The following is a 21198-nucleotide window of genomic DNA, read 5'->3' as shown; positions in this document are numbered from 1 at the left end:
CGACCCCAAATTACCGAGCAGTAGTATCGCGGACATGAAGCGCACGATCTACGACGAGGACCACGAGGCCTTCCGCCAGTCGGTGAAGGAGTTCCTCGACAGGGAGGTGGTGCCGCACCTCGAGGAGCACCTGTCCGCCAAGGGGCTCCCCCGCGAGCTGTGGCTGGCGGCCGGCAAGGCCGGCCTGCACGGCCTGCACGTGCCTGAGCAGTACGGCGGTGCCGAGGCAGGTGACTACAGGTTCGTCGCGGTGCTCACCGAGGAGCTCGCGAAGGTCAACATGACGCTGCCGTCGTGCTTCGGGATCCACGGCGACATCGTGGCGCCGTACCTCGTCGAGCTCACCACCGACGAGCAGAAGCAGCGCTGGCTCCCCGGCTTCTGCTCCGGCGAGATCGTCACCGCCATCGGGATGACCGAGCCGTCCGGCGGCTCCGACCTCGCCGCCCTCAAGACCACCGCCGTCCGCGACGGCGACGACTGGGTGCTCAACGGGTCCAAGACCTTCATCACCAACGGCTACTCCGCCGACCTCGTCGTGATCGCCGCGCGCACGTCGCCGGAGAAGAAGGCCAAGGGCATCACGCTCTTCGGCGTCGAGACCGACAAGCCCGGCTTCTCGCGCGGCCGAAAGCTCGACAAGGTCGGGCAGGAGGAGTCCGACACCGCCGAGCTCTTCATGGAGGACGTCCGCGTCTCGTCGGCCGACGTGATCGGCGAGGTCGACCAGGGGTTCATCCACATGATGACGTGGCTGCCGCAGGAGCGGCTCGGCTCGGCCGTCACCAACCTGGCCCACGCCCGCCAGATCCTCGACGAGACGCTGGCCTACACCAAGGAGCGCAAGGCCTTCGGTCAGCCGGTCGGCGCCTTCCAGCACAACAAGTTCCTCCTCGCCGACCTCTTCACCCGGGTCGAGGTGACCCAGGCGTACGTCGACCAGTGCGTGCTCGCCCACAACGACGGCGACCTGACCGCCATCGACGCCGCCAAGGCGAAGTGGTGGACCGCGCAGGTGCAGAACGACGTGCTCGACCACTGCGTCCAGCTCCACGGCGGCTACGGCTTCATGAACGAGTACCGCGTCGCCCGCGCCTGGCGCGACGCCCGCGTCACGAAGATCTGGGCCGGCTCCAACGAGATCATGAAGGAGCTCATCGGCCGCGACCTGGGGCTGTAGGTCACGAGAATCGGTGAGAGGCCAGCCTTGCCTTCGTTGCGTGAGCCGAAAGCCCAAGGAAACATGGGGTTGTGAGCGTCGAGCCTGAAGTTGCAGACATCGGCCCGCACGCCGACGAACCGCACGAGGACGGGATCAACAATCGGCTCAACTGGTTGCGTGCCGGCGTGCTCGGCGCCAACGACGGAATCGTCTCGACCGCCGGCATCGTGATGGGCGTGGCGGCGGCGACCAGCGAGCGCGGCACGATCCTGCTGGCCGGCGTCGCCGGGCTCGCGGCGGGTGCGTTGAGCATGGCGGCCGGCGAGTACGTCTCCGTCTCCACCCAGCGCGACTCCGAGCAGGCCCTCCTTGAGAAGGAGCGACGCGAGCTGCGCGAGGACCCGGAGGAGGAGCTCGCCGAGCTGGCGGGCATCTACCGCGACAAGGGCCTGAGCGAGAACCTCGCGCTCCAGGTCGCCCGCGAGCTCACCGAGCACGATGCCCTGCGCGCCCACGCCGAGGCCGAGCTCGGCATCGACCCCGACGACCTCACCAACCCCTGGACCGCGGCGTGGGCATCGATGCTGTCGTTCACCGTCGGCGCGCTGCTGCCGCTGCTGATGATCGTGCTGGTGCCGGTCGGTCTGCGGATCGGCGTCACCGTCGTCGCCGTGGCCCTCGCGCTGGCGCTGACGGGCTGGGCGAGCGCGAAGTTCGGGTACGGCGGCGCCCAGCGCGCCGTCGTACGCAACGTGGCGGGTGGCCTGCTGGCCATGGCGATCACCTACGGCATCGGCTCCGTCGTGGGGACGACTCTGTAGCGTCCGGGCCGTGCGCATGTTCGTGGCGGTCGTGCCTCCTGAGGAGGCGCTGGAGCACCTCGACGACTTCTTGTCAGTACGACGAGATGCCGCCGCGTTCCGGTGGACCCTCCGGGAGCAGATCCACGTCACTCTCGCCTTCCTCGAGCAGGTCGAGGACCGGCAGCTCGACGACCTGGTCGAGCGCCTGACGCGGGCGGCCCGCAAGCGGCACGCCTTCCCCACCCGCATCGCGGGCGGCGGCGCCTTTCCGAACGTCGCGAAGGCGCGCGTCCTCTGGGCCGGTCTCGAGCTCGACGACGTCGCGCGCACCGAGCTCGACAGGGCGGCGACGGGGGCGAGGGCAGCCGCGAGCAAGGCCGGCATCGACGTCGACGGCCAGCGGTTCCGGCCCCACCTCACGGTCGCGCGCATGGGCCGGCCGACCGGGGTGACCGAGTGGGTCGAGGTCCTCGATGCGTACGCCGGACCCACCTGGCAGGCGCGCGAGCTCGCGCTGGTGGCGTCGTACCTCGGTGAGGGTCCGCGCAAGCGACCGCGCTACGAAGTGGTCGAGACCTTCCCGATGTCCCGTCTCGACTGAGCCCGACCCCCGAGTGGCCGGATCCGGCCATCGCGGTTGGCCGGTTCCGGCGATGTGGCAGAGGGCTTGCTGACGCTGCACTTGGGGCATGACCACGACCACTGTCCCGAACAAGTCGACCGGCGTCGCGACCCAGCCCGGTCTGGCGCTCGACATCACGATGAACGGCCCCCGCAAGGCCGCCAACGGCGGCTTCGCGGCGGGCACGTTCGCCGTCCTCACCGGCGGCACCGCGAAGGTGACGCTGCGGCGTCCGGTTCCGCTGGCGACGCGCTTCGGCGTCGGGTGGACGCCGGACTGGTACGCCGTCATGGACGGCCTCGAGACCGTCGCGACCGTCGAGCGGAGCGGTCCGTTCGTGGTGGAGCCGCCCGCCCGCCCGACGTACGCGCAGGCCGAGGAGGCCAGACGGAACCACCCGTTCCGCGGCGTTCGGCACACCCTGTCGGACTGCGTCGTCTGCGGACCTGAGCGCGTCGGCGGGCTGCGCGTCACGCCGGGTCCGCTCGCCGGCCACCCGGGCATCCTGGCGGCCCCCTACGACCCGCCCTCGTGGTTCTCGGTCGACGGCCTAGCCACACCTGCGTCGGTGTGGGGCGCACTCGACTGCGTCAGCTATCCCGCGCACCTGCTCGACGAGGGCAGGATCGCCCTGCTCGGCTCGATCGCCGCCCACCGCAGGCGCGAGATCGCCGTGGGCGAGCCCCTCATCGCGGTCGGTTGGACCCTCGGGTCCGGCCACCGCTCCCACAAGACCTCCTCGGCCCTGCTCGACGAGGACGGCGCGGTCGTCGCGTCCGCCCACGCGGTCTGGGTCGAGGTGAAGCACCAGCGCCTCGCCCGGATCGCCGGGCGCTGGGGCTGAGGCAGCAGCACCAACCATCGAAACCGTCGACAACCGTCACGAACCAAGGAAGAGAAGCAGCATCATGAGCATCACCCAGACCAACCAGACAGCCGAGCTGACCGACGAGCAGCGCGCCGTCCTCCTCGCGACGAGGATCTCCGACCAGTTCACCGGAGCCGTCGAGGTCCTGACCGTCGAGCTCGGCCGTCGGCTCGGCCTCTACGACATCGTCGCGACCGGCCCGCTCTCGGCGGACACCCTCGCGGCGAAGGCCGGCATCGCGCGACGGTACGCCGAGGAGTGGCTCGACCAGCAGGCTGCCGCCGGCTTCGTCGACGTCGTCGAGACCGACTTCCGGACCGGCGAGCGCACCTTCGTGCTGTCGCCCGCCCGCGTCGCGGTCCTGGCGGACCACGACAGCCTCGCCTTCGTCGGGGCGCTCGGCTCGCTGCTGCTCGGCGTCGCGCAGACGCTGCCGGCCGTGGCCGAGGCGTACACCGCTGGCACGGGCGTCGACTACGGCGAGTTCGGCGACGAGCTGCGGTTCGGCCTGTCGGCGACGAACAAGCCGGCGTACCTGCACCTGGCGCGCAGCTGGGTCGAGAGCGCCGGCCTGGCCGATCGCCTCGACCGTGGCGGCGTGATCGTCGACGCAGGTTGCGGCGAGGGCTGGTCGTCCATCGCCCTGGCCACCGCCTTCCCGAACGCTCGCGTCGTCGCGATCGACCTCGACGAGGAGTCCGCCGAGATCGCACGTCGCCACGTCGAGGCCGCCGGGCTCTCGGCACGGATCCAGGTGTTGCACGGCAACGCCGCGGACACCGATCTGCTCCGGCGGGTCGCCGGGGACGACGTCGTCCTCGTGACGGTGTTCGAGGCCCTGCACGACATGGGGGAGCCGATCGCCGCGCTGACCGGCTTCCACGACCTGCTCGCCGACGGCGGTGCGGTCCTGGTCGCCGACCACGTGCAGGAGGACGCGATGCCCTCTCCGGCCGAGCGCGTGGAACGCAGCCAGTACGCGATGAGCGTGCTGCACTGCCTGCCCGCGACGTGGGCCGAGTCGGATCGCGTCGTCAACGGCACCGTCCTGCGGGTCGGCACCCTGCAGCGCTGGGTGCGCGAGGCCGGCTTCGCCGGCGCCGAGCACCTGCCCGCGCTGGAGCACCCGATGTGGCGCTTCTACTCGGTCGGGAAGTGAGCCCACTCGCGATCGAGGTCCCTAGACTCGCGAGGGTGCCTGCGCTGGAGGACGCACCCGAGAACACCTCCGGGGACACCCTTGGGGACTCTGCCGAGGACCAGGTCGTCCGGCACGCCGACATCGGCGGCCGGTCCGTGGCCTGGTCCTCGGTCGGTTCGGGTCCGTTGCTCGTCATCGGCGGCTGGTGGTCGAGCCATCTCGAGCTCGACTGGGCCGACCCCGCCTTCCGTGCGTTCGTACGCCGCCTCGCGCGCACGACGCGCGTGGTCCGCTACGACCGTCCCGGGGCGGGGCTCTCCGACCGGGGACCGGCGCCTGCCGACCGCGACGAGGAGGTCGCCGTGCTGGCCGGGGTCGTCGGGGAGGCCGCGCGGCCGGGGGAGCGGGTGCACCTGTTCGGCGCCTCTTCCGGATGTCCCGTCGCCACGACGTACGCCGCCCGCGAGCCCGACCGGGTCGACCGCCTCATCCTCTATGGCGGCTACGTGCGCGGCGTCGACATCGCCGCCCCGGCCGCCCGGGAGTCGATGCTGGCCCTGGTTGGGCAGCACTGGGGTCTGGGATCGCGGGTGCTCAGCGAGGTCTTCATGCCGAGCGCCAATGCGCGCGACCGGCAGGCCTTCGCGGCGTTCCAGCGACGGTCTGCGTCGCGGGAGGGCGCGGTCGCGGCGCTGCGGGCGGTCTACGCGCTCGATGCTTCCGACGCCGTCGCAGCGGTCTCCGCCCCGACCTTGGTGCTGCACCGGCGCCACGACGGCGCGATCCCCTTCGCGCTCGGGCGCGACCTGGCGGAGCGGATCCGGCGGGCGACCTTCGTCGAGCTCGTGGGCGACGAGCACTTCCCCTGGCGAGGCGACAGCGGTGCCGTGGTCGACGCGGTCGAGACCTTCCTCGCGGGCCGGGCGCCGGCGGCGCAGCCGCCGCGACGTACCGCCCTCGACCCGACCCTCTCCGCCCGCGAGCGCGAGGTGCTGCGCCTGGTCGCCGCCGGCCGCACGGACGCCGAGATCGCCGCGGAGCTGGTGATCAGCGCGCACACCGTGCACCGCCACGTGGCCAACATCCGCAGCCGGCTCGGGGTGACGTCCAGGGCGGCCGCAGCAGCCTGGGCCGTCGATCACGACCTGTTGTAGGCCTGCGCGCGATCGGCTGATCGGCCATTCCCCGCAGGTCAGTCGCCCAGTGGTCGGTCATGTGGCATAGGTTGCCCACCGTGAGGATCGCAGTCGCGAGAGAGACACGTGACGGAGAGATGCGCGTCGCGCTGGTGCCCGAGCTGGTGGGCAAGCTGACCGGGCTCGGCTACGAGGTGGCCGTCCAGCCGGGTGCGGGCGTGGGGTCGCTGAGCTCCGACGAGGAGTACGTCGAGTCGGGCGCCATCATCGAGGATGACCTGTCGTCCGCCGACGTGGTCGTCTCGGTGCAGCCGCTCGACATCGCGACGATCCGCCTGCTCAAGCAGGGCACGGCGACGGTGTCGTTCCTGCCGGTCTCGACCGAGCTGGGACTGGTCGCCGACCTGCGCGACACCGGCGTCACGTCGTTCGCGATGGAGCTGGTGCCGCGCATCAGCCGGGCCCAGTCGATGGACGCGCTGTCCTCGCAGGCGCTGGTCGCGGGCTACCGCTGCGCCATCGTCGCGGCGGGCATGCTGCGCCGGTTCTTCCCGCAGAACATGACCGCCGCCGGCACCATCCAGCCCGCGAAGGTCGTGGTGCTCGGCGCGGGTGTCGCCGGGCTGCAGGCGATCGCGACGGCTCGGCGGCTCGGCGCGGTCGTGTCGGCGTACGACGTCCGCGCGGCGGCCGCCGAGGAGATCCGCTCGATGGGCGCCAAGGCGATCGACCTCGAGCTCGAGACGCTCGAGGGCGCCGGCGGCTACGCCCGTGAGATGACGGAGGACCGCGCGGCCCGGCAGCGCGACCTGCTCGCCCCGCACATCGCCGCTGCCGACGGGCTGATCACCACGGCTGCCGTCCCCGGCCGGCAGGCGCCGATGCTGGTGACCTCGGCGATGGTGGAGCAGATGCGGCCGGGCTCGGTCGTGGTCGACCTGGCCGCCGAGACCGGGGGCAACGTCGAAGGCTCGGTGGCGGGCGAGGTCGTCCGGATCGGCCACGCCCAGGTCTGGGGCGGGCGCAACGTGCCGTCGCAGATGCCCGGCCCGGCGTCCCGCCTCTATGCGCAGAACATCGTCAACATCCTGACGCTGATGACGGCCAAGGAGGGCGAACCGCTCTTCGCCCCCGACTTCGACGACGAGATCGTCGCCGGCTCCTGCGTCACCCACGCCGGGGAGATCCGGCACGCGCCCACACGTGAAGCGCTTGAAGGATCGGAGACCTCCGCGTGAACGAGATCGCCTGGCTGACCGTGTTCGTGCTCAGCGTGTTCGTCGGCATCGAGGTGATCTCCAAGGTCTCCTCGACGTTGCACACACCGCTGATGTCCGGCGCCAACGCCATCCACGGCGTGATCCTGCTGGGCGCGATCATCGTCACCGCCCACGCCGACGGCATCGCGCTGGTCGTCGGTTTGATCGCGATCGTGCTCGCGACCGTCAACATGGTCGGCGGCTTCGTGGTGACCGACCGGATGCTGCAGATGTTCACCCGCCGCAAGGCTCCCGCCAAGCCCGTGAACCAGGACGGAGCAGCCGCGTGAGCTCCATCCCCACCTGGGCGCAGCTGATCTACCTCATCTGCGCGGTCGCGTTCATCCTCGCTCTCAAGGGGCTGTCGGGACCCAAGACGGCGCGCGCGGGCAACCTCATCGGCGCCGCGGCTGCCGTGGTCGCGTGTGCGCTTCCGTTCTTCTACCTCGAGGACCTGCAGAACGTCGTCCCGATGCTGGCCGCGATCGCGGTCGGCACGGTGGCCGGCGTCGTCGGCGCGCGACGCGTGCAGATGACCCAGATGCCGCAGATGGTGGCGCTCTTCAACGGTGTCGGCGGTGGCGCCGCCTCGCTGGTCGCCCTCCTCGAGCTGGACGAGATCGGGGCCGGCGCCCCGACGTTCAACCTGGTCGCGACCGCGTTCACGATCGCGGTCGGTGCCATCTCCTTCGCTGGCTCCGCGATCACCTTCGCCAAGCTGCAGGACCTGATGACCTCGCGCCCGGTCACCTTCCCGGGCTTCCCGGTGGCCTTCGGCGGCTCCCTGATCGCCGTGGTGGTGCTGAGCGTCCTGGTCGTGCGTGATCCCACGGTCGGTCTCGGCATCGCGATCGGCCTGGTCGGCCTGCTGGTCGGCGTGCTGCTCGTGCTGCCCGTCGGCGGCGCCGACGTCCCCATCGTCATCTCGCTGCTCAACGCCTTCACCGGCCTGACCGTCGCCGCCGGCGGCTACGTGCTGTCCAACACGCTGCTGCTCGTGGCCGGCACGCTCGTCGGCGCGTCCGGCACGTTCCTCACGTTGCTGATGGCCTCGGCCATGGGGCGCTCGGTCGCCAACATCCTGTTCGGCGCCCTCAAGGGCGGTTCGACGCTCGGCGGCGGCGAGGCCTCCGACCGCCCGGTCCGTTCGGCCACCCCCGAGGACGCGGCCATCATGCTGGCGTACGCCGACCGTGTGATCATCGTGCCCGGTTACGGCCTCGCGGTCGCCCAGGCCCAGCACGCGCTGCGCGAGCTCGTCGACCTGCTCAACGAGCGCGGCGGTCTCGTCGACTACGCGATCCACCCCGTCGCCGGCCGGATGCCCGGCCACATGAACGTGCTGCTCGCGGAGGCCCAGGTGCCCTACGAGGAGCTCAAGGAGATGGACGAGATCAACGGCGAGTTCAAGGACGCCGACGTGGTCCTCGTCGTCGGCGCCAACGACGTCGTCAACCCGGCCGCCAAGACGAGTCCGGGTGCCCCGATCTACGGCATGCCGATCCTCAACGCCGACCAGGCCAAGTCCGTGATCTTCATGAAGCGCTCCATGCGCCCCGGCTTCGCCGGCATCGAGAACGAGCTGCTCTTCGACGAGCGCACCCAGCTCCTCTTCGGCGACGCCAAGGACTCGATGAACAAGCTGCTCTCGGCGGTCAAGGCCCTCTAGCACGCCGACTTGACGGACCCTTCTCGGCGGCCCTCAGACGATGCCGTAGAGGCGGTCGCCCGCGTCGCCGAGCCCGGGCACGATGTAGCCCTTGTCGTTGAGCTTCTCGTCCATGGCCGCGGTGACGATGGTGACGGGCACGTCGATGCCCTCGAGGCCCTTTTCGAGGCGGTCGCAGCCCTCGGGGGCGGCGAGCAGGCAGATCGCGGTGATGTCGTCTGCGCCGCGGTCGACGAGGAAGCGGATCGCGGCGGCGAGCGTGCCACCGGTGGCGAGCATCGGGTCGAGCACGTAGCACTGGCGGCCCGACAGGTCGTCGGGCAGGCGCTCGGCGTACGTCGACGCCTTGAGCGTCTCCTCGTCGCGGACCATGCCGAGGAAGCCCACCTCGGCAGTCGGCAGCAGCCGCATCATGCCCTCGAGCATGCCCAACCCGGCGCGCAGGATCGGGACGACGAGCGGTCGCGGCTCCGAGAGCTTCACGCCGGTGGTCGGGGCGACGGGTGTCACGATGTCGAACGGCGCGACCCGGACGTCGCGGGTGGCTTCGTACGCCAGCAGGGTCACGAGCTGGTCGGCGAGCCGACGGAACGTCGGCGAATCGGTGTTCTCGTCGCGCAGGGCGGTGAGCTTGTGGGCGACGAGCGGGTGGTCGACGACGAGCGTGCGCATGGGCCGCACCCTAGTAGCCCTGGCCATCGCCTCGGGCTAACAGGGTTGGCGTTGCCTGCGCCCCGTGCCACCCTGGGGACGTGCCCACCCCGAGCGGGACCGCCGGAACCCCCGATGACATCGAGGGGATCGACTTCGCGCTGGCCGCTTACCGCGAGGACGGCCAGTGGCAGGTGCGCGAGATCGCGCACTCGCTGGCCGAGGACGTCGAGGCCCTGACGACAGCTCTACGACGCTTTCCCGGGGAGGTCGGCGCACTCGCGCTGGTGGCGGTCGACGAGGACTTCTTCCTGATCGTGCGGGTCGCGGGCGCCAACGTGCGCATCCTCCTCTCCGACGTCACCGCCGCCGACGAGTGGGAGATCGCTCGGTCGGCCGTCGAGCAGCTGGGCCTGCCCTACCCCGAGGAGGACGACGACCAGGTGCCGGCCGGCGACCTCGACATCCTCGGCGACCTCGGGCTGCACGCCGACGAGATGGGCGAGCTGCTCGACGACGACGAGGCGTTCCCGGACGAGGTGCTCTCGGACGTCGCCCGGCGGCTCGGCTTCGGCGAGATGTTCGACGAGGCGGTCGGACTGACGTCTGCATGACGGCTGCATGAACCAGAGGGACTGGGAGGCGCCGATGCGGGCCGCCCTCGACGAGGCGCGCGGCGCCCTCGACACCGACGACGTGCCGATCGGCGCCGTCGTCCTCGACGCGGACGGTTCGGTGATCGGCACCGGCCGCAACATCCGGGAGGCCGCCGGCGACCCCACGGGCCACGCGGAGGTCGTCGCCCTGCGCGCCGCCGCGGCGTCCCGCGGCGAGTGGCGCCTCGACGGCTGCACCCTGGTGGTCACGCTCGAGCCGTGCACGATGTGCGCCGGCGCGATCGTCCTCGCCCGGGTCGAGCGCCTGGTCTTCGGCGCGTACGACGCCAAGGCCGGCGCGGTCGGCAGCCTCTGGGACGTGGTGCGCGACCGCCGCCTCAACCACCGGCCCGAGGTGGTCCCCGGTGTGCTCGCCGAGGAGACCTCGGCCCTGCTAGACGATTTCTTCGCCACCCATCGGCTCCGGTAGCCTCACCGGCGGTGACGTGTCCGAGCGGCCTAAGGAGAACGCCTCGAAAGCGTTTGTGGGCGCAAGTCCACCGAGGGTTCAAATCCCTCCGTCACCGCCACGGGACGCCGGGGACCTGAGGGTCGTCGGCGTCTTGGCGTCTCAGGAGCGGGTCCGTGGTCAGGCGGCGCGGCCGGCGCGCAGGCTCCGCACGAGTCGACGCAGCGACGAGTCGGCGAGCTGGGGGCGGCGGATCGGCAGCAGGTGCGTCTTGCCCTCGCGCTCGGCGATCAGCTGGATGGCGTCGTGGTCGTACTCCTCGGCCAGGCGCTCGGCGCGGGCCAGGTCGTCGTCGGCAACGGCGACGTTGATGGCGCGGACGTAGGAGGCGTGCAGGGTGTCGAGCTCGTCGATCAGGCGCATGTCACCAGTCTGACCAAGAAATTGGAACGATCCAAGAGCCATGACGTGTGATCTTCGACCATCACCGTCGTCACGCTCAGCGCAGGATGCGGGACCGCTCCGGGTCGAAGAACGGCCTGAGCGAGACCTGCGTCGGGACACGGGTGCCGGCGACGTCGATCTCGAAGGAGCCCGCGGCCAGGTCGGCGGCGGTGAAGCCCTCGTCCCGGCTGACGTCGGCGATGCCGACGGCGGCGCCGAGGGAGTGGCCGAAGGCACCACTGCGGACGACGCCGACGGGCTGGCCGTCCCAGTAGATCGGCTCGTCGCCGATCAGGTCGAAGTCGGGCGAGCCGAGCAGCACGTTGACCAGGCGGCTGGTCAGCGGGCCGGACTCCTTCTGCTTGAGCAGCGCGTCACGACCGACGAAGCCGCCGGGCTTGTCCCACGCGACGGCGAAGCCGAGACCCGCCTCGAGCGGGGTGTCGGTCGAGTCGATGTCGTGGCCCATGTCGCGGAACGCCTTCTCCAGCCGCATCGTGTCGAGCGCGCCGACACCGGTCGGCCGGAAGGTGCCGGTGACCGACGCAGCGGAGTCGCGCAGCTGGTCGTAGAGCGTCGCGCCGAACTCCGTGGGCACGAGCAGGTCCCAGCCCAGCTCGCCGACGTACGTCACCCGCAGCGCCCACAGGGGCGTGTAGCCGAGCTCGACCTTGCGTGCGGAGAGGTAGGGGAACGCCTCGTCCGAGAAGTCGTCCGGGCTCAGCGCCTGCAGCACCTCCCGCGAGCGCGGCCCCTGGACCGACAGCAGGGAGTAGGCGCCGGTCACGTCGGTGACCACGACGAACTCGTCGTCGCGGGTCTGGCGGCGGATCCACGCCGGCACGCGGCGGTGGATGTTGTCGCCGCTGACGACGACGTACTCGTCCTCGGCCAGCCTGGTGACCGTGACGTCGGCGATGATGCCGCCGCGCTCGTCGAGCCACTGCGTGTAGACGATCCGGCCGACCGGGGTGTCGACGTTGTTGGCGCAGACGCGGTTGAGCACGGCCATCGAGTGCGGGCCCTGCACCAGGTGGTGCGACATCAGCGACAGGTCGAAGATCGCCAGGTTGTCGCGGGCGTGCAGGTGCTCCTCGCGGGTGCGCTCGAAGGCCTCGCCGCGCTCGAAGCCCCACTCGACCGTGGGCTCCACCCCGGCGCCGGCGAAGTAGTCGGGGTACTCCCACCCGCTGGTGGCCACGAAGTGCGCGCCGTCGGCGACGTGGTGGGCGTGGTACGGCGACCGGCGTACGTCGCGTCCGCGCGTGTTCTGGGCGTTCGGCCAGGACAGGTCGTTGAGCAGGAAGCCGAGCCGCTCGACCGTGCGCTGCTCGCGGAACAGCCGGGTGGCCTGGAACTCGTGGGTGCGGTCGACCCCGAACCCGGTGAGGTCGAGGGGCGGGTGCTCCTCGATGAGCCACTGCGCCATCATGTGGCCGAGCCCGCCGCCGGACAGGATGCCGACCGAGTTGAGGCCGCAGGACAAGTAGAGGCCGTCCACCTCGGGCGACTCGCCCAGCATCGGCGAGAGGTCGTCGGTGAAGCTCTCGGGTCCGCAGAAGAGCGTGCGGATGCCGGCGTTCTCGAGCGCCGGGAAGCGCTTCATCGCGACCTCGAGGAACGGCGCCATCCGGTCCCAGTCGGGGGGCAGCACCGCGAACGCGCTGTCGCGCGGGACGCCGTCGAGGGCCCACGCCTTGCCGACCGGCTCGAACATCCCGACCAGCAGGCCGCCACCCTCCTCGCGGTAGTAGCCGTAGGCCTCGCCGTCCTCGATCACCGGCACCGACTCGGGCGTGACGCCCTCGATCGGCTCGGTGAGCAGGTAGTAGTGCTCGGCGGCCTGGAGGGGCACGGTGACGCCGGCCTTGGCGGCCAGCTCGCGGCCCCACAGGCCCGCGGCGATGACGACCTTCTCGCAGGCGATGTCGCCGCGCGGCGTACGAACCCTGACGACACGACGACCCTCGAGGAGGAAGTCGGTGACCTCGGTGTCCTCGAAGATCCGCGCGCCGCGCATCCGCGCGCCCTTGGCCATCGACATCGTCACGTCGACCGGGTTGGCGCGACCCTCGTCGGGGGTCCAGAAGCCGTGCACGATGTCGTCGGTGCGCATGAGCGGCACCAGGTCGGCGACCTCGCGCGGCGAGAGCACCTCCTTCGTCATCCCGACCGAGCGCATGTACGCCGTCTCGCGGCGCAGGCTCTCGTCGGCGCGCTGGGTGGTGGCGAGCTGGAGGTAGCCGCACTGGCGGAAGCCGGTGGCCAGGCCGGTCTCCGCCTCCAGGCGGGCGTAGAGCTCGGCGGAGTACCGGGCCATCCAGAGCGCGTCCTCCGTGGTGCCTCCGGACACGATCTCGCCGGCGGCGTGCCAGGTGGTGCCGGAGGTCAGCTGCTTGCGCTCGAGCAGCACCACGTCCGTCGCCCCCAGCATGGCGAGGTGGTAGGCGATCGACGTGCCGACGACTCCGCCGCCCACGACGACGTACTGCGCGCGGTCGGGCAGGTCGCCCGTCGACGCGGACCCCGCCGACTCGGAGGTTCCGGCCTTGGCGGCTGAGGGGTTGATGGCGGCGGCATCGAGCGACATGGAAGGCAGGATGCCACTGATTGAACAGTCATTCAATCGTTTCCAAGGCATCATTCCCGGCGACTGAGGCGTGGCGATACGCTGAAAACCCTAGAGACGGGGAGCCCCGAACGCTGCGAACATCCCTGCATGGCACGGGCGACCATGGACGCTGAAGCGCCCATCGCTGCGTCGTGGGCCGACACCGGCGGCTCCGCCGGTGCTCACAACGGGACCCGAACCGGCCTGGTCGCACGGGAGGCCGAGAGCGAGGCCATCGAGGTGCTCCTCGGGAGCGTCCCGCCGGCGGCCGCGCTGGTGCTCGAGGGCCCGCCGGGGGTCGGCAAGACCAGCCTCCTTGACCACGGCGTCGCGAGCGCGAGGGAGCGCGGCTTCCGCGTCCTCGTGGCGCGCGGCAGCGGAGCCGAGGCGGAGTTCCCGTTCGCGGGCCTGATCGACCTCTTCGACGGGGTGACCAGCGAGCAGCTCGCGAGCATCCCGGCCCCGCAGCTGAGAGCCCTCGAGGTGGCGCTCTACCGTGCCGAGCCCACCGGCGCCCCGCCGGAACCGCAGGTCATCTCCCTCGCCGTCCTGTCGGCGCTGCGCGCGCTCGCCGCCGCGGGCCCGGTGGTGGTCGCGGTCGACGACCTCCAGTGGCTCGACCTCGGCTCCGGCGAAGCGCTCGTGTACGCCGCGAAGCGGCTGGTCGCCGAGCCCGTCGTATTCCTGCTGGCGCGCCGTCCCGGGCGGCGGCCCGACGTCGAGCGGGCGATCCCGATCGAGCGGCTCGCGCACGTGGCCGTCGGCACGCTCAGCCTCGGCGCTACCCGCCAGCTGCTGGCGACGCGGCTCGGTCTGCGCCTGCCCCACCACGTGCTGCGTCGCGTCTACGACGTGACTGCCGGCAACCCGCTCTTCGCGCTCGAGGTGGGCCGCAGCCTGGTGCGGCGCGGTCCCCAGTCGGTGCCTGAGCAGTCGTTCGGCGACGAGATCCCGCTCCCCGACGAGGTCGAGGACCTGCTCGGCCTCCGGGTCGCCGACCTCGACGACGACGTACGCCGCGTGCTCCTGGCCCTGGCGCTGGGCGCCGACGTGCGGGTGACCCAGCTGCGCGAGCTGGCCGGCCCCGAGCTGCTGGACCGCGCGATCGAGGCCGGCGTGGTCGCCGTCGACGGGGAGAAGGTCCGCGCCTCGCACCCGCTGCTCGCCGAGGTGGCCGTTCGCCGGGCGTCCGACGAGGAGAAGCGCGGCCTGCACCGTCGCTTGGCCGAGCTGGTCGCCGACGAGGAGCTCGCGGCCCTGCACCTCGCCCTGGCCACCGAGGAGCCCGACGAGGAGCTGGCCGCCCGCATCGAGAGCGCCGCCGAGCAGGCGGCGGCGCGTGGCGCTACTCGGCTCGGCGTCGACCTCGCCTCGCACGCGTGGCGGCTCACGCCGCCCGACGTGCCGGCGTACGACCGGCTGCTCACGGTGAGCCGGCACCTCCACGACGCGGGCGAGAAGCAGCGGCTGACCGACCTGCTCGGCCCGCGCGTGGCGTCGCTCCCGGCCGGTGGGTCCCGGGTGCTCGGCTACCACCTCCTCACTGGTGGCGTCGTGAACGGCAACGCCGAGATCACCGCGCTGCACGCCAAGGCCCTCGAGGAGGCCGGGGACATCCAGCCCTGCCGCGGACGGGCGCAGTCGTTCCTCGCCGAGAACGTCGCGGTCATCCAGGTGCGCGACATCGCCGAGTCCGACCGGCTCGCAGCCGAGGCCGTCGCCGACAGCGAGGACGGCGACGCCGAGGACCAGCGGCTGGCGCTCTACACGCGGTCCTGGACCCAGGCGCTGCGCGGCCAGCCGGTCGACCACCTGGTCGAGAGGTTCGAGGAGCTGGCGGGCCACCGGGGCTACCTCGCGCGCTACCCCCAGCGCGTGGCCGGGCAACGCCGCGTCTGGCGCGGGGAGATCGAGCAGGGGCGCGCGTTCCTCGAGGCGTTCATGGAGCGCACCGAGCTGTGGGGCGAGCCGTCCCCGCACGCGCTCGCCCGCCTGCACCTCGTCGAGCTGGAGCTGCGCGCCGGAGACTGGCCTGCCGTGGAGCGGCTGATGATCGAGTGGGCTGCGTCCACCGACGACGACCTGCTGCACTGGCCGATGTACGAGCGCTGCCGGGCGCTGCTGGCCATGGGCCGCGGCGACGTCGAGGACGCGCTCCTCTGGGGCGGCCGGGCGGACTCCCAGGCCGAGGAGCAGGGCGTCGGCTGGGACCGGCTCGAGGCGTCCCGCGCCCTCGGGGTCACGGCGCTGCTCGCGAAGGACCCCGAGGAGGCGGCGCGTCGGCTCACCACCGTGTGGGAGCACAACCAGCGTGAGGGCGTGCTCGATCCGGGCGCGTTCCCGGTCGCCCCCGACCTGGTCGAGGCGCTGCTCGAGCTGGGGTCGTACGACGCCGCCTCGGCCGTCGTCGCCCAGCTGGCCGAGCTCGCGGAGGACCAGGACCACCCGTGGGCGCGGGTGGGAGCCCAGCGGTCGGCGGCGCTGGTCGCGATCCACGCCGACGGGTACGCCGACGAGCACGCCGCCGCCCTGGTCGAGGCCGCGGCGGCGTACCAGGCCCTCGGGCTGTGCTTCGACGAGGCGCGCACGCTGCTCGCTCTCGGGCGGGCCCAGCGGCGCGCCAAGAAGTGGGGCGCCGCCCGCGACACCCTCGAGCGCGCCGCGGCAGCCTTCGAGAGGCTCGGCTCTCCGGGCTGGGTCGCCGACGTGCGTGCCGAGCTCGAGCGCTCCGGCGCCCGGCGTCCGGCCGCCGAGGGCGGCCTCACCCCCACCGAGCGCCGGGTCGCCGACCTCGCCGTCGAAGGCCTGGCCAACAAGCAGATCGCCCGCACGCTGGTCGTGACCGTCAACACCGTGGAGTTCCACCTCCGCAACACCTACGCCAAGCTCGGCATCCGGGGCCGGCCCCAGCTCGCCGCCGCCCTCCAGGAGCTCGACGGAGCCTGAGCCGCGACCCGTGAGGCCACATCCGTTCAATTGCGCGGTTGTTGTCGGCCACGGGACTCGTGAGCGGCAACATCCGCACAATTGCGTGGTTGTTGTCGCCGTGGGCGTCCCGGATCCTGGGGTCGCCGGGGTCGGATCCTCGGGTCGTCCGTAGTTTCGACGACCCAGTCCCGGGCCCGAACGTTGAGCCATGACCGAGTACCTCGTCGAGCTCTACGTCGCCCAGGGTGACCGTGCCGCCGCGCAGCAGTCCGCTGCCCGGGCGGAGAGCGCCTGCACCGAGCTGACCCGCCAGGGCCGGCCGGTGGAGTGCGTGCGGTCGATCTTCGTGCCCGAGGACGACACGTGCTTCCTGCTCGTCGAGGCCGCCTCGGCCGAGCACGTCGCGGAGGCGATGCGCCTGGCCGGGGTCCGGCAGGAGCACATCTCCGTCGCGGTCTCCACACCACACCGACGCGTCCTCCCGCTCGGGTCGACGCACACCACACGAGGCACCACGAAAGGCACCACCATGACGATCACCACCAACACGGCTTCGTACCTCGAGCTCCGCGACAAGCAGCAGAAGGTCTGGAGCAGCGGCGACTACAACAAGATCGCCGCGATCACCGTGCCGGTCTCCGAGCACCTGGTCGACCACGTCGGCATCGCTCCCGGGCAGCGCGTCCTCGACGTCGCGACCGGGACCGGTCACGTGGCCCTCGCCGCCGCACGGCGCGCCGCCGTCGCGACCGGCATGGACTACGTGCCGGGGCTGCTCGACATCGCGCGCCGCCGGGCCGAGGCCGAGGACCTCGAGATCGGCTTCGACGAGGCCGACGCCGAGAACCTGCCGTACGCCGACGGGTCGTTCGACGTCGTGCTCTCCGCGATCGGCGTCATGTTCGCCGCCGACCACGCTCAGGCCGCCCAGGAGCTGGTCCGGGTCACCCGGTCCGGAGGCCGCATCGGCCTGGCCAGCTGGACGCCTGAGGGCTTCGTCGGCGCGATCCTCAAGACCGTCGGCCAGCACGTCGCGCCGCCGGCCGGTGCGATGCCCGCCACCCGGTGGGGCACAGAGACCGTCGTCGCCGAGCTGCTGGGGGACGACGTCACCGACGTCGCGTCGGTCACCGCGACCGTGACGCAGCGCTTCGGCTCGGCCGCGGGCTTCGCCGACCTGTTCCTCACCTACTACGGCCCGACGTACGCCGCCGCCGGCCGTCTCGACGAGGTGGGCCGGGCCGCGCTGCGAGCCGACCTGATCGCGCTCGCCGAGGGCTACGACCGGTCCACGGAGGACGGCGACGGTGTCGTCCTCGACTGGGAGTACCGCATCGTCACGGCGAACCGCCGCTGACCGACCACCACCCATCCAGCACCACCACCACGGGGGAGACCACCAATGAAGCTCAACAGCACCAAGAAGCTGCCGATGAACGGGCCGCGCGTCCGCACGGTCCTGATGATCGCCGCGGCGCTCGTCGTCGGCAGCACCGCCACGGCCGGAGCCGAGGCGGCCGCCCAGCTCCTCACCGGCAAACAGATCAAGAACGAGTCGATCACGGGCAAGGACGTCCGCAACGGCTCGCTCACCAAGGACGACTTCTCGGGCTCGATCGCCGGTCCTCGCGGCCCGGCGGGTCCCGAGGGTCCCGAGGGCGCACAGGGGCCTGCTGGTCCCAAGGGTGCGACGGGAGCCACGGGCGCGCCGGGTGCCCAGGGCCCGCAGGGCCCGCAGGGTCCGCAGGGTCCGCAGGGCCCGGTCGGCGGCGTCAGCGGCCTCGAGTACGTCGTCGCCGGCGAGACCGTCCAGGGCGGCTCGGCCGCAGCGTGGGCGGTCGCCTGTCCGGGGGACAAGAAGGTCCTGGGTGGCGGCATCTCCAGCCAGGTCCCGGCCAACCTCAGCATCCGCGAGTCCGCGCCCATGGACGGCGGGATCGGCTGGTGGGTCGAGGCCAAGAACACCGGGAGCTCTCAGATGGGCATCTTCGGCTGGGCCGTCTGCGCCAACAACTGATCTCGACCGCACGTATCAACCAACGGGGGAACCAGCTCATGAACACCATCACCACACTGAAGACCGCCGCGGCCGGCGTCCTGCTGGTCATCGCCGCCACCGCCTGCGGCACGGCAACCGCCGGTCCCGCTCCGGCAGATGACCCGGTCCACACGCCGGGACACATCGAGCCGCCGCGGGTCGTCGACGGGCTCGACCTGGTCCGCCAGGCGATCGTCGAGTAGGGCCGGTCTTCGCGCCGGTCCGGGGGGACGGCGCGCAGACCGGGGAGCCGGAGACCTCTTACCGGGGGGCTCCGGCTCCTTCGCGTCCGCCCGACAGGCGCATCGGGGCGTACGCCGCCTGCCCGCCCAACTGGTGACGAGTCCTCGCGCTCGGGGCCGATCGCGTGCACACTGGCCACGTGCAGTACGTGATCGCCGTGCTGGTGGTGCTCCCGGTCGTGGCCCTGGTGGCCGGTTCGCTGCTGGGCCGGGTGACGCTGCAGTCCTGCTGTGCTCCCGCCGATCCGCGCACCGACCTGCGGATGCGTGCGGCCTTCGACGAGGACGTCGCCTTCCGCCGGTAGCCGGGCCTCGATGCCACCTGCGCTGCTTGCTCAGGTCTCGATCCGGTAGCGACGCGCCCGATGAGGCAACCAGCTGGGCCGCTCGTACGTCTTGCCAGGCATGGACCTCATCCGCGGGGGAGCGGCGGTCGTCGTCGCCGGTCTGGTCGCTCTGCTCATCATGCTGCCGCAAGCCCTCCTCGGGGACGGCTCACCCAGCCGTCCCGACGACTCCTCCAGCTCCCCGCCGCCCGGCGCCGACACCCCGGCCGTGACCACGACCGACGCCCCGGAGGACCTGGCCCGGATCGCCGGCCTGTTCGTCGACTTCGCCGAGGGTGCGCGGCCGCTGCCGCCGAGCGGCGGTCCGGTCGACCTCTACGTCAGAGGCCACCACCAGCGCCGGCTCGCCTTCGGAGACCTGCGTCTGCGCAGCCGTTGGCAGCTCTGCCCGCCGGGTGGGTACGCCGACCGGGCCTGTCCGTTCTCGGCTCTCGATGCGGTGGACGACCTGGGTCGCCGGCCGGCCTTCACCGAGGAGCCGCCGGGCGCGCCCTGCGTGGAGCAGCAGGACCTGCCGGCCGACCTGGCCGGCCTGCGCGGCGTCACCATCACCCGCGGGGGCGGCGGCGACTGCTCGTCGTACGCCGCCGTGCGTCTCTACGTCGACGAGGACGACCACGTGCGTGCCGTCGACCTCGTGCTGGCGGGCTGACGCCGCCGGCGATCAGTCGACGCAGCGTGTCGGCATCGGCGGGAGCACCCGAACCACGTCGCGCCGCACGTAGACGCCCACGTCGCACACGTAGCGGATGAAGCGGTAGTGCGCGATCAGCGTGAGCGTGGCCTTGCCGCCGACGTCGAGGTCCCAGCTGTCGACGGGGTTCCAGACCAGCACCCACGTCGGGGCGCGACGTCCCGACAGCATCTTCTTGAAGCGGTGCAGGTCGGGGTCGAGGGTGCGCTGCGGCAGGCTCCAGATCAGCGGCGACCGAGGCAGCAGGCCGCTGGCCTCCAGCAGCTGCGGGTGTCCCCACGTGACCGCGCCGGTGTCGCCGGGGCGCGCGGCGCTGTCCAGCCAGGCCACCAGGGCGGCCTCGTCGGAGCGGTCGCCGGGCGTGGCGGGGATGACCGCGACCGCTGACGACACGAGCGTCGACCCGAGCGCGACCCCGACGGTGGCCACGAGCACGCGGACCCGACCGCGAGGACCGTTGACCAGCAGGGCCATCCAGAGCACCGCACCCGGCAGCAGGCCGACCAGGTAGTGCGACCAATAGCTGCCGCCCAGCAGCACCCCGGCGACCTCGGCCGCCAGCATCGCCAGACCCGCGACGACCACGGGGTCGCGCGCCGCGAGTCGTCGGCGCAACCTCCAGGAGCCGACTCCGACGATCATCAGCAGCCCGCTCACCAGCCCGAGGAACGGCAAGGTCAGCAGCCGTCGCGTCGGCGCGCTCGCGTCCTGGTCGGCGATCACCGCCGATGCCGTCACCCGGAAGGCGTACAGCGTGTCCCACAGCACCCGCAGGCCGGGACCGTCGATGACGACCCAGGCAGCCGTCACCAACCAGGGAACAGCGAGCCCGAGCGCTGCCCAGGCGTACGCCGTCAGCACCTGGCGCGCGGGCCAGGCGCGGGTCAGCCCGAGCACCGCGAGCAGCACGGTCCCGAACACCACGGTGTCGGCGAGGTTCTGCTTCACCATCAGGGCCGCGCTCCCGAGCAGCCCGGCCAGGACGAGCAGGAGCGCTCGCGACCAGCCCGGCGGGCGGCGTACGGCGGCGACGGTGACGAGGACGCCGAGCACGGTCAGCGGCGCTCCCACCAGCTCGGCGTTGATCGACCTCGTGCCCAGCAGCGGATTGCACGCCAGCGCCGCGGCCGCGATCCCGGTCCAGATCCCGGCCTGGCGCGACCCGACGAGCCGGCCCAGCAGGGACGCGGCCCCGACGAGCACGACCACGAGCACGATGCCGATCCAGCGGACCGCCTCGATCCCGCCGAGCAGGTTGCCGACGGCGTACACCGCCACCAGGCCGGGTGGGCGGTCCACGAAGAGGCGCCCGTAGAGCTGAGGTCCGTCGTGGAGCTGGTCGGCCACCAGCAACAGCCCGCCCTCGTCGGGATAGGCCAGACCTCCGGCACCGGGGGCGCGAAGCGCGACGACACCGCCCACGACGAGGGCGAGGACCACCCAAGGGTGGTCCGGCACCCGGCCGAACAGCTGCCTGACCCGCTGGAGTGCGGACACGGCCCCGACGCTACGTGGGTC

The 21198-nt window shown here is 72.1% G+C and carries 21 protein-coding genes and 1 tRNA gene; 18 read left to right on the top strand and 4 right to left on the bottom strand.

Features of this window, described 5'->3' with window-relative positions; all coding sequences use genetic code 11:
• The first annotated feature begins 34 nt into the window (after positions 1-34).
• From ABD295_RS18560 to ABD295_RS18520, 9 genes are all read left to right on the top strand, one after another.
• Positions 35-1180 carry an acyl-CoA dehydrogenase family protein gene (locus ABD295_RS18560; protein ID WP_344305297.1) on the top strand — a complete coding sequence of 382 codons (1146 nt, stop codon included), beginning with the start codon at positions 35-37 and terminating at the stop codon, positions 1178-1180.
• A 71-nt stretch (positions 1181-1251) separates the two neighbouring features.
• Positions 1252-1983: a VIT1/CCC1 transporter family protein gene (locus tag ABD295_RS18555; protein WP_425574125.1), complete on the top strand. Its 732-nt coding sequence runs from the start codon at positions 1252-1254 to the stop codon at positions 1981-1983.
• Between the two features lie 16 nt (positions 1984-1999).
• Positions 2000-2566, top strand: a complete 567-nt coding sequence (thpR, locus tag ABD295_RS18550) for an RNA 2',3'-cyclic phosphodiesterase (RefSeq protein ID WP_344305474.1) — start codon at positions 2000-2002, stop codon at positions 2564-2566.
• A gap of 88 nt (positions 2567-2654) precedes the next feature.
• Entirely contained in the window at positions 2655-3431 is a 777-nt protein-coding gene (locus tag ABD295_RS18545; RefSeq protein ID WP_344305296.1) for a hypothetical protein, read from the top strand.
• A 64-nt stretch (positions 3432-3495) separates the two neighbouring features.
• Entirely contained in the window at positions 3496-4614 is a 1119-nt protein-coding gene (locus ABD295_RS18540; protein ID WP_344305295.1) for an SAM-dependent methyltransferase, read from the top strand.
• Between the two features lie 35 nt (positions 4615-4649).
• Entirely contained in the window at positions 4650-5750 is a 1101-nt protein-coding gene (locus ABD295_RS18535; RefSeq protein ID WP_344305294.1) for an alpha/beta fold hydrolase, read from the top strand.
• An 80-nt stretch (positions 5751-5830) separates the two neighbouring features.
• Positions 5831-6970, top strand: a complete 1140-nt coding sequence (locus ABD295_RS18530) for an NAD(P) transhydrogenase subunit alpha (protein ID WP_344305293.1) — start codon at positions 5831-5833, stop codon at positions 6968-6970.
• Positions 6967-7281 (top strand): NAD(P) transhydrogenase subunit alpha part 2, encoded by a 315-nt coding sequence (locus tag ABD295_RS18525; RefSeq protein ID WP_344305292.1) that lies wholly within the window; start codon positions 6967-6969, stop codon positions 7279-7281. Before ABD295_RS18530 ends, ABD295_RS18525 begins: the two co-directional genes overlap by 4 nt.
• The gene (locus tag ABD295_RS18520; protein WP_344305291.1) at positions 7278-8660 is read left to right on the top strand and encodes an NAD(P)(+) transhydrogenase (Re/Si-specific) subunit beta; all 1383 of its coding nucleotides are present in this window, start codon (positions 7278-7280) and stop codon (positions 8658-8660) included. The genes ABD295_RS18525 and ABD295_RS18520 overlap by 4 nt, the downstream gene beginning before the upstream one ends.
• 33 nt (positions 8661-8693) lie before the next feature.
• On the opposite strand, the gene upp is transcribed toward ABD295_RS18520, so the two are convergent.
• On the bottom strand, positions 8694-9332 hold the full coding sequence (gene upp / locus ABD295_RS18515) for a uracil phosphoribosyltransferase (protein ID WP_344305290.1): 639 nt from the start codon (positions 9330-9332) through the stop codon (positions 8694-8696).
• Positions 9333-9412: 80 nt separating this feature from the next.
• Between upp and ABD295_RS18510 the strand changes: the two genes are divergently transcribed.
• The 3 genes from ABD295_RS18510 (at position 9413) to ABD295_RS18500 (ending at position 10497) form a co-directional block, all read left to right on the top strand.
• Entirely contained in the window at positions 9413-9925 is a 513-nt protein-coding gene (locus ABD295_RS18510) for a tRNA adenosine deaminase-associated protein (protein WP_344305289.1), read from the top strand.
• Between the two features lie 7 nt (positions 9926-9932).
• Entirely contained in the window at positions 9933-10397 is a 465-nt protein-coding gene (gene tadA / locus ABD295_RS18505; RefSeq protein ID WP_344305288.1) for a tRNA adenosine(34) deaminase TadA, read from the top strand.
• A gap of 10 nt (positions 10398-10407) precedes the next feature.
• A tRNA-Ser gene (locus ABD295_RS18500) sits at positions 10408-10497 on the top strand.
• Positions 10498-10556: 59 nt separating this feature from the next.
• On the opposite strand, the gene ABD295_RS18495 is transcribed toward ABD295_RS18500, so the two are convergent.
• Both ABD295_RS18495 and ABD295_RS18490 read right to left on the bottom strand, forming a co-directional pair.
• Positions 10557-10799, bottom strand: a complete 243-nt coding sequence (locus ABD295_RS18495) for a hypothetical protein (RefSeq protein ID WP_344305287.1) — start codon at positions 10797-10799, stop codon at positions 10557-10559.
• 76 nt (positions 10800-10875) lie between these two features.
• Positions 10876-13410: an FAD-dependent oxidoreductase gene (locus tag ABD295_RS18490; protein WP_344305286.1), complete on the bottom strand. Its 2535-nt coding sequence runs from the start codon at positions 13408-13410 to the stop codon at positions 10876-10878.
• Positions 13411-13539: 129 nt separating this feature from the next.
• On the opposite strand from ABD295_RS18490, the gene ABD295_RS18485 reads away from it, so the two are divergent.
• The 6 genes from ABD295_RS18485 (at position 13540) to ABD295_RS18460 (ending at position 19638) form a co-directional block, all read left to right on the top strand.
• Positions 13540-16377: an AAA family ATPase gene (locus tag ABD295_RS18485; protein WP_344305285.1), complete on the top strand. Its 2838-nt coding sequence runs from the start codon at positions 13540-13542 to the stop codon at positions 16375-16377.
• 190 nt (positions 16378-16567) lie between these two features.
• Positions 16568-17716, top strand: a complete 1149-nt coding sequence (locus ABD295_RS18480; protein WP_344305284.1) for a class I SAM-dependent methyltransferase — start codon at positions 16568-16570, stop codon at positions 17714-17716.
• Between the two features lie 45 nt (positions 17717-17761).
• A complete protein-coding gene (locus ABD295_RS18475; RefSeq protein ID WP_344305283.1) occupies positions 17762-18376 on the top strand; it encodes a hypothetical protein in 615 nt (204 codons plus the stop codon).
• A gap of 38 nt (positions 18377-18414) precedes the next feature.
• A complete protein-coding gene (locus tag ABD295_RS18470) occupies positions 18415-18600 on the top strand; it encodes a hypothetical protein (RefSeq protein WP_344305282.1) in 186 nt (61 codons plus the stop codon).
• Between the two features lie 179 nt (positions 18601-18779).
• Complete coding sequence (locus ABD295_RS18465; protein WP_344305281.1) at positions 18780-18944, top strand: hypothetical protein; 165 nt, start codon at positions 18780-18782, stop codon at positions 18942-18944.
• A gap of 100 nt (positions 18945-19044) precedes the next feature.
• Positions 19045-19638, top strand: coding sequence for a hypothetical protein (locus ABD295_RS18460; protein ID WP_344305280.1), 594 nt, complete (start codon positions 19045-19047; stop codon positions 19636-19638).
• A 12-nt stretch (positions 19639-19650) separates the two neighbouring features.
• Here the strand turns inward: ABD295_RS18460 and ABD295_RS18455 are convergent, their stop codons facing one another.
• Positions 19651-21177 carry a hypothetical protein gene (locus ABD295_RS18455; protein ID WP_344305279.1) on the bottom strand — a complete coding sequence of 509 codons (1527 nt, stop codon included), beginning with the start codon at positions 21175-21177 and terminating at the stop codon, positions 19651-19653.
• Positions 21178-21198 lie beyond the last annotated feature (21 nt).

Source organism: Nocardioides bigeumensis (genome assembly GCF_039531755.1).
Taxonomy (GTDB): domain Bacteria; phylum Actinomycetota; class Actinomycetes; order Propionibacteriales; family Nocardioidaceae; genus Nocardioides; species Nocardioides bigeumensis.
The sequence above is the reverse complement of the archived record's forward strand: the minus strand, read 5'-3'. Positions and strand labels throughout refer to the sequence as shown.